Source organism: Rhizocola hellebori (genome assembly GCF_016862955.1).
GTDB lineage: Bacteria > Actinomycetota > Actinomycetes > Mycobacteriales > Micromonosporaceae > Rhizocola > Rhizocola hellebori.
This window is the reverse complement of the sequence record NZ_BONY01000008.1, coordinates 71,747-84,228: the sequence shown is the minus strand read 5'-3', so window position 1 is coordinate 84,228 and position 12,482 is coordinate 71,747. Positions and strand designations below refer to the sequence as shown.

Here is a 12,482-nt window from a genome sequence, read left to right as displayed (position 1 = left end):
ACCGGTTGCGGCTGATCAGCGTTGTCCGCCGGGCGATTAAGCCGCAGGAGGCAGATCGTGCCATGGCCCGCCCGGCACGCATATGGGCGACCAGGGATCCAGCGCTCGACCCGACAACGCGCCAGCCTCCACATTGGACACTAGTGCGCTCCGGCGATGCCTCGCTTTGGGCTGCTCGCGCCAGCTCGCGGACGGCGCGCCTGAAAGCTGGGCCCGCACCGAGACCTTATGGGCCGACCCGAAGAAGAGCACCGATGGTGCCGTGTTGTCGCCATTCACCCGGCCGATACAGGACGGTGTCGTCCCGAGATCCATGCCAAACCCCGTCATTTTTCCTCCGTGCCATAGGTTGCGGCCCAACACCTTTGCTTCCGGCGCACGGTTTGCTGGGTGAGGCGCAGCCGAGGGTTGTCCGGCTCGGGGCCGGACAACCCTCCCCCGCTTATCGGGACTGGCACAGTGTTTCGAAGGCCGGTTACACAGCGCTTACATCTGTAGCGCCAGGGGAGTCAGAGGTCGTGAAGTTTGGCGCGTACCTTGTCCGCGTCGGGGTGGCGAAGTTCCCCCAGGATGCTCAGCGCCTGGCGCCAGACCGTGCGGGCAGCGTCGAGATCGTTCGCGGCAAGGTAGGTGTCGCCCAGGTAATCCAGCGCCTGCGCCTCGGGGTAGCGGTAGCCCTGCTCCTGAAAACGGGTGAGGGCCTGCCGGTGGTGGGCGATGGCGCTGTCATAGTCGCCCAGCTGATGGTGAAGGTAGCCGAGGGCGCCCCACGTGTAGGGCTCGGCGCGGTCGCCGACCTCGGCCAGCAGGGGAAGGGCCTGCTGGCAGTGGGTGAGGGCGATTTCGTGCTCGCCGAGCCGAGCGTGGTACCAGCCGATCGAGTGCAGGCATCGGCCCTGCCCCGACCGGTCGCCGACCGCCCGGAAAAGGTCGAGGGCGAGCTTGTTATGGTCGATGGCCTCGCGAAGGCGATCCTGCCTTTCCAGTACCAGACTCAAGCTGTTGTGGGTGAGCGCCTCACCAAGCTGATCTCCGTGTTCCCGGTAGAGGTCGAGCGCGTATCCAAAATGGACGTTGGCTTCGTCGTAGAGGCCCAGCTGTTTGTACGCGCTGGCAAGACCCCGATGAGCACGGGCCTGCTCGGATCGGTCGCCCATCCGGGCGGTGGCGTCAACGGCGATGCGCTGGACGTCCAGCCAGTCGTGCCAGTGCCCGCGACGGTCCAAGAACGGTACGAGAGTCCAGGCCAGCCGATGGGCGTGGGCGTCGAACCCATTGCCTGCGGCATGCTCGATCGCCGCCAGCAACGCGGCGTGTGTGGCGGTGAACCAGCCCATCGCCTGCGGAACATCGTCGAACGTCTCGGGGGTGACCTCGGGCTGCACCGGGGTCTCGGGCATGGGGTCGCGGTTGGGGTCCAGGCACAGGACTGCGGCGCGGGCGCTGTGCATGTAATGCTCCAGCAGCTGGTGCAGGGCCGTGCGCCGGGCGGTCTCGGTGTCGTGGCGGTGAGCCAGCTCGCCGGCATAGGACCGCAACAGGTCATGGCAGCTGTAGCGGCCCGGGACGCGTTCGTTGACCAGATGCGCGCGGGTCAGCTCGGCAAGCATGGCCTGTGCCCGCTGCGGTTCAACACCGGCCAGGCTGGCCGCGGCGGGCATGGACAGGTCTGGGCCCGGGTGCACCCCCAGCAACCGGAACAGCCGTGCCGCTTCTGGGCTGAGTGCTTCGTAGGACCAGGAGAAGACGGCCCTCGCATCGGTCGCCGCGTCCCCGGCGTCGAACGCGTCCAGGCCGCTGGCTGTACGCAGCTGATCGGCCAACCCGCTGAGGGAAAGGTCGGCGTAGCTGGCGGCATGGCTTGCCGCGATCGCCAGGGCCAGCGGCAGCCGCGCACACCGCTGGATGATCTCGTCGGCCGCGTCCGGCTCGGCCGCCAACCGGTCGGGCCCGAGCCGTCTCGCCAGCAGCGCCTGTGCCTCGTTCTCCGGCAGCACGTCCAGCATCAGCGGATAAGCGCCCGTTGCCGCGACCACGCCGGGCATCCGCTCGCGGCTGGTCACCAGGACCAGGCATCCCGGCGACCCCGGCAGCAGCGGGCGGACCTGGTCGCCGTCGCGGGCGTTGTCGAGAACCACCAGAACGCGCTTGTCGGCCAGCAGGCTGCGATACAGCCCGGCCTGGGCGGCCACCTCGACCGGTATTCGCTGCGGCGGATACTCGAACGCGGCCAGGAAGCCTCGCACCGCCTCCGCCGGATCCATCGGAGACCTGCTCGGGTCGAAACCCCGCAAGTCCACATATAGCTGCCCGTCGGGGAACTGGTCAGCAACCTGGTGGCCCCAGTGCACGGCCAGTGTGGTCTTGCCAACGCCGGCAGTCCCGGCGATCACCGAGATCCTGAGACCGTCGGGTTGTGAGCTGTCCGGCAGCAGCTGGTCGAGGGCCTTCATCTGCTGGTTACGCCCAGAGAAACCAACAACACCACCAGGCAGCTGACGTGGTACCGGGTTGGGAGTGCTCTCGACGTCACCCGCCGCCGGCCGCGGGGCCGACATCTCGCCGCGCAGTATCGCCTGGTGCACCTTCTGGAGGTCCTCACCCGGCTCCACGCCCAGCTCGTCGACGAGCACGGCCCGGGTGCTCCGGAAAACCTCCAGCGCTTCGGATCGACGGCCCGCGCGGTGCAGTGCTCGCATGAGCATGGCCGAGAGCCGTTCGTGGTACGGGTTCGCCGCCGCAAGCCGGGCCAGCTCGCCGACCATTTCGGCGTCGTTGCCCAGGTCCAGCTCCACGGCGAACAGCGCCTCCTGGACCAGCAGATGCTGCTCGTCGAGCCGCCGGACCTCGTCGGCGATCAGCGTCCCGTAGGCGACGGAGTCGTAAGGCCGCCCCCGCCACAGGCCGAGCGCCTGGCGGAACAGGCTGCGCGCCGCATCCAGATCCTGGCGGGCATGCGCCGCCCGGCCGCGCGCGACGAGGCTCGCGAAACGCAGCGCGTCCACCTGATGCGCGCCGACCGCCAGCGAGTAGTAGCCCTGATCGCCGATGACCAGGTCACCATCACCGAGCAGCAGGCGCAGCCGGTGCACGTACACGTGAATTGCCTTGCGCGGGTTGGCCGACGGGTCACCGTCCCAGATGGCATCCGCGAGCTCCGCGACCGTCACCGCTCGGTTCGCCCGGCACACCAGCACCGCGAGCAGGCGTCCCAGACTCCGCGTGCCCACCACGACCGGCGACCCATCGCGCCGAATGGACAGTGGGCCCAACACGCCAAACTCGATCATGACCTACCCGCAGGTTTGACGCCAGAGAAGCGATCATTGCCGATCTTATCTCTAGTTCATCCACTGGGCTCAGTATCCATGTCCGCGCGGTGGAACGCGCAGGCCTGCGGATGCTTATAGGCTGCCGCTCTATCGGTGTCGGCGGGAGGCTCGAAGGCGCATGCGTACCTGGATTGTGCCTTTTGGTCTGCTCCTGCTCGCCATCGCCGTGGGCATTTTCAGCAACTGGCTCAAGCCGCCCGCGAAGATGACCGGGCGGATGATCGCGGTCGTCTTCGTGGTGTTGGTGCTGGCCTATTCCGGGCTCACGATCTATGGCCAGATCGACTCCACGGCAAAGGGCACCGATCCCACCCGCCTGCCTTCGAGCGCGCCGACACCGGACGGTTCGGCGTCTGCCTCGCCGCCGCTGACCTTGCCGACGTCGGCCACGCCGGCGCCGGTCAGCACCGGCGGCGGCGCCCCGCCGGGCAATCAAGGTGGTGGCGGCCCTCCAGTGAGGTCCCAGACGACCGGCCCGCCTCCGCCCACCGGGCCCGCCTACGTTCAGGCGTCGAGGTTCCGGCGATTCGGCGACTCCTACGGGAGTTTCCGCTTCGAGACGTCAGGCACCCGTCTCACCATCGGTTCTCAGCCGGAATGGTACGAGATGGGCGCTGTCCTTTCCGGACACTATGCGTGCAGCGTGACGATTTCCTTTGATGTCAGGATCGATCCTCCCGAGGTGGTCACCGCCGCCAGCTACGGTTTCGGCTTCATGCCACGGGCGGGCACCACCAACGATCAGTCGTCCGGGGGCCTGCTGATGGTGCATCCGTCCTCGGACACGAACGACATCGCGGCCTGGAGCACCGAGCCCCTTCCCGGCCATGGCGGGTTCGGCTTCGACTGGCACGAGATTAAATCGATGTGGCTCAATCAGCATTACAGTGTCGCGGCTGGCGGAACCCTCCAGTCGGCCCGGATCGGACAGGAACAGCTCGACGATACGCTGCAGCAGTCCGAATGCGGCGAGCCGCTGTTTTTCGTATGGGGCGGAGCGACCGCCTACCTCGATCACATACTGATCAGTTAGAAGGAAGTCGATGACCCACATCATCCGGTACCTCGAATCTGGCAACGAGGTGGGAGCCCGGCCCGGGATCGGTGTGGCCTGTGACGATGGCACCGTGCGGCAGTTGCCGGTGTCGAGTCTGGCCGAGTTGCTCGCTGGGTCGCTGGAAGAAATCCGCGCTGTCTTGGACTCGGCGACAAGCGCCGCCGCGTTGCCGGAAAGCCGGGTGCGGAGGCTGGCGCCGGTGGACGGCTTGACCGAGGTGTGGGCCAGCGGCGTGACCTACCGGCGGTCCCGGCAGGCGCGCATCGCCGAAAGCGGCGACGGTGATGTCTACGCCAGGGTCTATGACGCCGTCAGGCCGGAGCTGTTCTTCAAATCGGTGGCGTGGCGGGCCGTCAGCGACGGCGACCCGATCGGGGTGCGAGCCGACTCCGCCGCCAACACCCCGGAGCCGGAGCTGGCGCTCGTGTTCAACGCGGCCGGACAGATCGTGGGGGTGACCGTCTGCAACGATGTGTCCTCGCGCAGCATCGAGGGTGAAAACCCGCTATACCTGCCGCAGGCCAAGATTTACACCGCCTCCTGCGCCCTGGGTCCGGGCATCCGGCCTGTCTGGGAGGTTGCGGACCTGGGCGACCTGGCCATCTCGTGCACCATCAGCCGTGGCGACGCGGTGGTGTGGTCGGCCAGCACCAGCACGGCGCTGCTGCATCGCCGGTTCGACGATCTGGCGGAGCACCTGTTCCGCGCCATGGATTTCCCGCACGGTGTGATCCTGTCCACCGGGACAGGCATCGTGCCCGAGCTCGACCTGTCGCTGACCGCGGGAGACATCGTGCGCATCGAAATCGAGCACGTAGGTGTGTTGACCAACCCGGTAATTCAGGTACCCGTCTGAAAAATCTTTGTCAGGGGTGGGGGACCACGAAGCTGGGGTGCTGTGCGAGCCATGCGCCGATGGTGTCGTTCTTAAGCGCCGCGAGCATTTCCAGCGTCTGCGGGGTGAGCGCCTCGTCGGAGGAGCCGCGCAACGTGAAGATCCGTCCCGCGTTGGTGCGCACGCTCGTGACATTCCCACTGGCCAGATTGGTGAACATCGCCAGATAGTCTTCGGCGCGGATGCTGCCGAGGTCGAGCGTGAACGACTCGCCTGCCGATTGCAGGACCTGCACGAGTCTGGTCGGGTCTTTGAGCATTTTCGTGCTGCTGATTTCGTCGAGGATCGCTTTGATCATCTGATGTTGGTGGCGCTGCCGGTCGTAGTCGCCTGCCGGGCAACAGCTGCCCTTGCGCAGCCGCGCGTATTCCAGAGCAACCGCTGGATCCATGTGATAGCAGCCAGGTTGGTAGATGAGCTTGCGCCCACCGGGTGGGATGCCCCTTATCTTCTTCGCGCTGTCGTCGTACCAGACTTCGACGACCTTGCCGTCCTTGTCCAGGGCGAGGTGGATCGCCTCGGCCTGGGCCTCCACACACATCGTCACGCCGCCGAGCTGCCCGAGTACCGTTTCGAAGCCGGTGAAGTCGATGATCGCGGCGCCGTCGAACGCGATTCCCCACGTTTGCTTGATCGTGAGCGCCAGCAGCTCCATGCCGCGGGCACGTTTCTCGGTCTCGGTGCCGGCTGCCTGGTACCCACTCTGGAAAGCAGAATTGATCTTCGCGGTGCGGCCCTTGAAGCCGGACTTCGGATAGGCGGGGATCTTCACCCTGGTGTCCCGCGGAATCGAGACCAGCACGGCCCCGTCGTGGGATTGGGGAATGTGCAGCAAGATGATCGAATCAGTGCGGACCGAGTCGTCGGTCTGATCCGGCCGCCGGTCGACGCCGGCCAGCAGAATGTTGACCGGCCCGTTGACGTTGGTGGGGCTGAGGCGCGCCGCGCCAAGCAGGTCCGGCGACGCGATTACCACCGGCGGCGGGGCAGTCACGCTCGGCGAGGCCGACGCGGTGGGTGAGGCGGGCCAGGACCTCATGGCCGTGCCGCCCGCGGGCACCGGACCGCTGCTCAGCACAGCGATCACGACCGAGATCACGATCGAGATCACTATGAGAACTACGGTAACGCCGATGACGAGCTCACGCCGGGATCGCATTCGCACCATCTTGCAGCCTTGAGGCGATCCGCGCGAGACCCTCCGTCTCGCCGGGACCAGATCCAACTCCAACGCCGGTGCCTCCGCGCTGGCCAACGCCGTCGTTGTGCCATGCGTCAACGGGGTCTACCTCGCCGTCGACGAGGGCCTGGTCATCTTCCCGGCGGCTTCGTGCCGCCAGGCGGATACATTCGCGCGGTGAGCAACCCAGCCCCTATCGCCGACTGTCCATAGTGGATTCGGGAGGGCCGATCTCGAAGGCGTCGCGCAGAGTATCGCGGTTAGCCCGTAGGTAACAGATGTCTTCCTGATACAGATCAATGTGGCCTTGTGCGATGTGCTGTTGGAAGGCCTCGTTGCCTTGGCGGGCCTGGTCGTGAATGAAGTCGATGAGTGCTTGCAGGCGCTCGGGGACGACGTCAATGACCTCGACGCCCACCTGCGGCCCATACGCCCGGCAGAAGTCGGCGGCCCGGCGCCCCTGCTGCTGCGGTGTGCCGAAGCTTTCCGGGTTGTCCGGCCCCTGCAACGGCGCCCACCGGTAGACGGCATAGGCGACGTCCCAGACGCGTGGCCCGGGGTGAGCCGTGTCGAAGTCGATGAGACCCACCACCAGGCCGTCCTTGACCACGCAGTTGTAGTGGGCGGGGTCGCCGTGGCACATGACCTCAGCCGGCTGCCGGACCGGAAAGAGCCAGGCATCGTCGAGGCGCGGCTGGAACGCGACGCTCGAGTCGTGAAGGCCCCGCAGCAGATTTGCCGCGCTGGCGAGAAGCTCGGGCCCGCGCAGGTCTGGCGTGAGCGTGTCGGGCACCTGGCCGTCGAGGAAGGTGAGTATCTCGTTGCCGTCGCTTTCGAAGCCGAGTGGCCGCGGCGCACCGCGGAACCCGCGGTCATGCAAATGCCGCAGGAGCCGGTGGATCGCGGGCGCCGCGGGCGATGCCGGCCGGTAGACGACATCACCTCGGCGGCGCACCACGTTAACGCCGCCACGGAATTCCTGCTGTTCGGTCATACCCCGCTCAATCCAGCCGCCGCATCCACATTGGACCTGCAATGGCCGCACGCTCAGATCCGCGTTCTCGCCTGCTCGATGTGGGCCACGATGGCGTGAGCACCATGTGCTTGTGCGATGGCGTGCGCCTCGTCGAGCGTGGCCAGCGCGTCTGAGCGGCGGTCCTGGGCGGCGGCGATGTAGGCCAGCCCGATCATGTTGGAGGCCACGCCCGGCAGGGCCCCGATCTCCTGGCGCAGCCGCGTCGACTCCTCCAGGCGCTCGCGCGCCTCGTCCAGGCGGCCGGCCGCGTGCGCCGCGATGCCCAAGTGCCGCAGCGCCTCCGACCGGGTCGGATGGTCGCCGGTCTGTGCCGCCAGCTGGCTGGACCGCTGCAGGTACCCAACCGCGGTCTCGTTGTCGCGCCGGATGAACTGGTGCAGACATCCGATCCAGAACAAGGCCTCGCCCTCGCCGCGTGTGTCTCCAAGCGCCTGGTACAACACGAGCGCCCGTTCAAACAACGGCAGCTCAGCAGGATCCTCGACGGGCAACGAACCGTCGTCGGGCGCGCTCTGAAACCGCGCGTGCAGAATCAGTCCACGCGCCAGCGCCGCATCGGCCTCGACCGCATCCAGACCTCGCTCGGCCTCGGCCAGCCCGCTGGTGTCGCCGCCGAACACAGCCTGCGAATAGACCTTCCTGGCCCATTCGATCCGATCGTCAACGCTCATCTGCGCCCCCCATGGCATCGCCACCACCTACCAGATTCGACAGTCTAGCCGGGGCTCACTTTTCGCACAGGTGCGCCGACCTCGTACAGGTGGCGCAGCGCCAGACGATAGGAGTCGATCAGACCTGTTTCCTGGTACGGCACGCCGATCTCGGCACAGAACTGGCGGACGATCGGTTTGGCCCGCCGCAGGTTGGGTGATGGCATGCTGGGAAACAAGTGGTGCTCGATTTGGTGGTTGAGCCCGCCGAGCGCCGCGTCCATCAATCGGCTGCCGGTGACGTCGCGGGAGGTGAGCACCTGCTTTCGCAAAAAGTCCATGCCTTCGTGGGCCATGGGCATGCCTTTATGGTTGGGGGCGAAGGTGCAGCCCAGGTACAGTCCGAACAGGCCCTGATGAATCGCGATGAACAGCAGCGCTTTGCCAACGGGCAACACGGCAAAGACCACACCCAGGTAGCCGATCACATGCGCGGCGAAGAGCAGAATCTCCACGGTTCGGCCGCGCATCCCCTGCCGGCCAAGCAACGCCCGGCCGCTGGCCACGTGAAGGTTGAGCCCCTCCAACAGCAGCAGGGGAAAGAACAGGTAGGCCTGCCAGCGCCCGATGAACCGGGGAAGGCCTTTGGCCGCACGTGCCTGATCTGCCGACCACACCAGCAGATCCGGCGCCACATCGGGATCGCGCTCCTCGTGGTTGGGGTTGGCATGGTGGCGCGTGTGCTTGTCCATCCACCAGCCGTAGCTCATCCCGATGCCGAGGTTCCCGGCGATCATGCCGGCGATCTGACTGCGGCGGCGCGATTGGAACACCTGCCGATGGGCCAGATCGTGCGCCACCAGCGCAACCTGAACGAAGACGATTGACATGGCCGCGGCGACCACCATCTGCGCCCACGAGTCCCCGGTCAGCACGAAGACCGTCACGCTCACAATGTAGGCCGCTGCTACGGCTGCGATGCGTAAGGCGTAGTAGGCAGGTCTTCGCTGCATCAGCCCGGCGCGGGCGATCCGTTCGGAAAGCAGAGCGAAGTCACTGCCAGTGCCCGCGGTCGGCGGTTCCGGCATCATCGTGAGAGTCATTGATCAAGTGTGCCGAGCCGGCCAAGGCCGCGAAATCCAGTCGCCCCCCGAATCTTGCTGGGGCCAGCACTACCACCCGGCGCACTGTGCCGGAGGCGGGAGGCCGAGGTGGCGCTAATCTGGCCGGGCGGATCGCCTTCTGTTTGAGCGGGCACTCACCGGCGACGCGCAGCTGCGGCCCCTGCCCGAGCACATCTGCGCGCTGCTGCGTGAGGTGTCCGCGCCCCGCGACTGGCAGCGCATCGGAGGTGGGTGGCGGGCCAACCACAGCGCTCCCGCGCTGCTGCACCGCGTGGACCCGCGCCGTGGCCTTTCCGATGCCGATTTCGATGCCATCGCCCAATGGCTGAGCAACTGATCCGAAACTTAGGCGGTCATAATTTGGGCTCCGCGGTGAATTCAGGCTCCATGACCATGACTGCACCGGAGGGAGTGTCGTTGTCGGAGGCCAGCGATGTGCACACCACACGCACCATGATGTTGCGTCCCCGCCGGTTGATCGCCGGCAGGTACATCTCCTGCTGCTCGGCCCCGCCGAGCACCTGCTTGATCACAGATCGGAGCTGTTCGGTGGGCAGCCCGATGTCGAGGTTGAGGAAATGCTGACCGACGGCTTCCTCGCGGCGCAAGCCCCAGAGGTCTTCGGCCCGCCTGTTCCAGATCTGCACGTGCATGTCGCGGTTGAGCACGGCCACCCCGGCGCGCAAGCTGGTGAGGATAGCTTCCAGGAACGCGTTCGCGCTGTCGAGCTTCTGGGTGTTGTGCTGTAGCTGATCGTTGATGTGCCGCAACTCGTCATTGGTCGATTGAAGTTCTTCGTTTATTGTTTCCAGCTCCTCATTGGTGGACTGGAGCTCCTCGTTGGTGGTCTCCAGCTCCTCCACAGTGGACTGAAGCTCTTCATTGGTGGTTTCGAGCGCCTCGTTGGTGGACTGGAGTTCCTCGTACGCGGTTTCCAGTTGCCCGTTGGTGTGCTCCAGCTCTTCGTGCAGGCGGCGCGCGGTGGTGACGTCGTGGAAGATCAGCGCCACACCGAGCAGGCTGGAATCCCTGGCCGGCAACGGGTTCACCTGGATCTCCAGGCAAAGGGTGTCGCTGCCGGGGCGGGCCAGCTCGACGTCGGCAAGGCGAACCATCCGGCGTTCCATCTGTACCTGCTCGATGTAGCGGCGCAGCTCCACCGGACGGTACGACACGTCGAGGTCGCGGAAAGGACGGCCGATGTCCTTCGTGGAGACGCCGAAAAGCGTCTCTGCCCGGCGGTTGGTCAGCGCCACCAGCCCGTCGGAGGTCACCACGATTTGTGCTACCGGGCTGGCGAGGAAGGCCTCATTGCGCAAATGGTCGAGGACGCCCTGGTTTCCGCGCTGTCCATGGGTGGTGGGCTCGGTGTAGTAGGTGCCGGCGCCCTGCGAGGCCAGCCTGGTGACCCGGCGAAAAACCCGCCGTTTCAAATCGACCGGCAGGAACAGGTTGGTGTGACTCAGCAACATCTCGGCCCTGCCCAGGAACAGGACCCCACCTTCAGCCACCGCGAAATGAAAACGGGTCAGAATCCGGCTCTGTGTCTCGGAATTGAAGTACATCAGGGTGTTACGGCAGACCAGAAGGTCGACCCGGGAGATGGGCGCATCCTGCACGAGGTCGTTCCGGCCGAAAATCACGGAGCGGCGCATGTCTTTGTGAAAGACATAGTGATTGGCCTGAACCTCGAAGTACTTGTCGAGTATCTCCTGCGGTAGCGACCGCACCGCCCGCTCGCTGTAGGCGCCCTGGCGGGCCTGGGCGAGCGCTTCATCGTCAACATCGGTGGCATAGATTTTGACTCGGCGCCGGAACTCATCGAGGCCAAGCATCTCGGCGAGCACAATCGCCAGTGTGTAAGCTTCCTCGCCCGACGCGCATCCCGCGCTCCACACCCGGATGGGGGCTGTGGTGGGTTTCTGCTCGATCAGCGGGGTGAGGATCTCCTTTTGCAGGTAGTCCCACGCCTCGGCATCTCTGAAGAAGCCCGTCACATTGATAAGTATCGTATTGAAAAGTGCCGTGAACTCGTCCGGCTGGACCTCGAGATATTCAACATATTGGGGGTACCCGGTGACGCCCACCGTGGCCATGCGCTGACTGACGCGGCGCATGAGGCTGGTGCGCTTGTAGCCGGTGAAGTCGAAACCGCGAGCTTCCTTCAGGTACTCGAGCAAAGCCTCGAAATGCGGATCGATAGGCGTCACGGGGCAAGTCTAGGCCCGCTCCCGCGTTTCCGGCGCACCGAGCCGGTCGATCAGATGGCGAATGATATCTGCGGCGCCGATGGCCTCCTGGGCGGCGCGGTTGTGCCGCTCCTGAACCAGACCGTGGCCCCGTCCGGCACTCGTCGATGCCAACTGAGCGCTCAATGCCGCTTTCTCCTCTAATGCGCGTAACGCCGTCCAAAGCGCGCTTTCCATGCCGGCGGACTGCTCGTCCAGCAACGCCTGTGGCGACCAGGCGTGACCGACGCGGCAGCCATACCGTGGCGCCGGGCCCGAGTTGAGCTCGAACAGCGCACCGCCACACGCGGGGCAGCCGTAGCCGGCCGGATCAGCAAGCCCATCGAATTCGTCGGCTACGTCGACCTCCGCAGCGATTTCCAGATCATTGTCTCGGCGGCTGTCGGCGGTCAGCGGAGACGTAGCCAGCTCGGCGATGATCGTGCCAAGCTGGCTGGCTGGCAGGACGTAGTCGGCTTTGGTGGCCCGCTGCGCGGCCAACGGCATCGACGCATACAGCGCCTCGGCCGGGTCCTGGATCAAGGCCAGCCCGCCGCGGGCGGCAATGGCGGCCAAGCCGGCCGCGCCGTCGTCGCGCGACCCGGACAGCACGACACCCACCGTCCGCGATCCGAACGACTTGGCGGCCGACCGGAACAGCGGATCAATCGCAGGGCGGTGTCCATTTTCCGAGGGGCCGTGCGACAAGCGGATCCTGTCGTGCCGCAGGAGCAGATGATGATTGGGCGGAGCAACGTAAACCCGCCCCTGACGCATTTCCTCCCCGTCGATGGCAGCCTGGACGGGCAACTGGCTCACCCGGCTGAGAATGGCAGGCAGCGCGCTGGGCGCTGACGGAGGTATGTGCAACACCACGAAAACCGATGCCGGCAGATCAGGGGCGAGCGCAGCGACGAAGGACCGTAGCGCCTCAACGCCGCCGGCCGACGCTCCGACCACCACCACATCGCGATACACCG

At 66.1% G+C, this 12,482-nt stretch carries 10 protein-coding genes; 3 read left to right on the top strand and 7 right to left on the bottom strand.

The window, feature by feature from the left end; all coding sequences use genetic code 11:
* Nucleotides 1-509 precede the first annotated feature (509 nt).
* Complete coding sequence (locus Rhe02_RS08095) at nucleotides 510-3,290, bottom strand: AfsR/SARP family transcriptional regulator (RefSeq protein ID WP_203907470.1); 2,781 nt, start codon at nucleotides 3,288-3,290, stop codon at nucleotides 510-512.
* Between the two features lie 160 nt (nucleotides 3,291-3,450).
* Between Rhe02_RS08095 and Rhe02_RS08090 the strand changes: the two genes are divergently transcribed.
* Both Rhe02_RS08090 and Rhe02_RS08085 read left to right on the top strand, forming a co-directional pair.
* Entirely contained in the window at nucleotides 3,451-4,365 is a 915-nt protein-coding gene (locus tag Rhe02_RS08090) for a hypothetical protein (RefSeq protein WP_203907469.1), read from the top strand.
* Nucleotides 4,366-4,375: 10 nt separating this feature from the next.
* Nucleotides 4,376-5,245, top strand: coding sequence for a fumarylacetoacetate hydrolase family protein (locus Rhe02_RS08085; RefSeq protein WP_203907468.1), 870 nt, complete (start codon nucleotides 4,376-4,378; stop codon nucleotides 5,243-5,245).
* A 10-nt stretch (nucleotides 5,246-5,255) separates the two neighbouring features.
* Here Rhe02_RS08085 and Rhe02_RS08080 read toward each other — a convergent pair whose 3' ends face one another.
* From Rhe02_RS08080 to Rhe02_RS08065, 4 genes are all read right to left on the bottom strand, one after another.
* Nucleotides 5,256-6,443 carry an LCP family protein gene (locus Rhe02_RS08080; RefSeq protein WP_203907467.1) on the bottom strand — a complete coding sequence of 396 codons (1,188 nt, stop codon included), beginning with the start codon at nucleotides 6,441-6,443 and terminating at the stop codon, nucleotides 5,256-5,258.
* A 214-nt stretch (nucleotides 6,444-6,657) separates the two neighbouring features.
* Complete coding sequence (locus Rhe02_RS08075) at nucleotides 6,658-7,458, bottom strand: phosphotransferase enzyme family protein (RefSeq protein WP_203907466.1); 801 nt, start codon at nucleotides 7,456-7,458, stop codon at nucleotides 6,658-6,660.
* A gap of 53 nt (nucleotides 7,459-7,511) precedes the next feature.
* On the bottom strand, nucleotides 7,512-8,171 hold the full coding sequence (locus Rhe02_RS08070) for a tetratricopeptide repeat protein (protein ID WP_203907465.1): 660 nt from the start codon (nucleotides 8,169-8,171) through the stop codon (nucleotides 7,512-7,514).
* A gap of 44 nt (nucleotides 8,172-8,215) precedes the next feature.
* Entirely contained in the window at nucleotides 8,216-9,253 is a 1,038-nt protein-coding gene (locus Rhe02_RS08065) for a fatty acid desaturase family protein (RefSeq protein ID WP_203907464.1), read from the bottom strand.
* 214 nt (nucleotides 9,254-9,467) lie between these two features.
* Here Rhe02_RS08065 and Rhe02_RS08060 point away from each other — a divergent pair, with 214 nt between their 5' ends.
* Nucleotides 9,468-9,611, top strand: a complete 144-nt coding sequence (locus tag Rhe02_RS08060; protein ID WP_203907596.1) for a hypothetical protein — start codon at nucleotides 9,468-9,470, stop codon at nucleotides 9,609-9,611.
* Between the two features lie 16 nt (nucleotides 9,612-9,627).
* Here the strand turns inward: Rhe02_RS08060 and Rhe02_RS08055 are convergent, their stop codons facing one another.
* Together Rhe02_RS08055 and Rhe02_RS08050 are read right to left on the bottom strand one after the other, a co-directional pair.
* On the bottom strand, nucleotides 9,628-11,484 hold the full coding sequence (locus tag Rhe02_RS08055; protein ID WP_203907463.1) for a CheR family methyltransferase: 1,857 nt from the start codon (nucleotides 11,482-11,484) through the stop codon (nucleotides 9,628-9,630).
* Between the two features lie 9 nt (nucleotides 11,485-11,493).
* Entirely contained in the window at nucleotides 11,494-12,480 is a 987-nt protein-coding gene (locus Rhe02_RS08050) for a chemotaxis protein CheB (protein ID WP_239123536.1), read from the bottom strand.
* Between the last annotated feature and the right edge of the window lie 2 nt (nucleotides 12,481-12,482).

Excerpts from the sequence above, each read along its gene's own strand:
- Rhe02_RS08095 (WP_203907470.1), bottom strand. The coding sequence starts at position 3,290 with ATGATCGAGTTTGGCGTGTTGGGCCCACTGTCCATTCGGCGCGATGGG.
- Rhe02_RS08090 (WP_203907469.1), top strand. The coding sequence starts at position 3,451 with ATGCGTACCTGGATTGTGCCTTTTGGTCTGCTCCTGCTCGCCATCGCC.
- Rhe02_RS08085 (WP_203907468.1), top strand. The coding sequence starts at position 4,376 with ATGACCCACATCATCCGGTACCTCGAATCTGGCAACGAGGTGGGAGCC.
- Rhe02_RS08080 (WP_203907467.1), bottom strand. The coding sequence starts at position 6,443 with ATGCGATCCCGGCGTGAGCTCGTCATCGGCGTTACCGTAGTTCTCATA.
- Rhe02_RS08075 (WP_203907466.1), bottom strand. The coding sequence starts at position 7,458 with ATGACCGAACAGCAGGAATTCCGTGGCGGCGTTAACGTGGTGCGCCGC.
- Rhe02_RS08070 (WP_203907465.1), bottom strand. The coding sequence starts at position 8,171 with ATGAGCGTTGACGATCGGATCGAATGGGCCAGGAAGGTCTATTCGCAG.
- Rhe02_RS08065 (WP_203907464.1), bottom strand. The coding sequence starts at position 9,253 with ATGACTCTCACGATGATGCCGGAACCGCCGACCGCGGGCACTGGCAGT.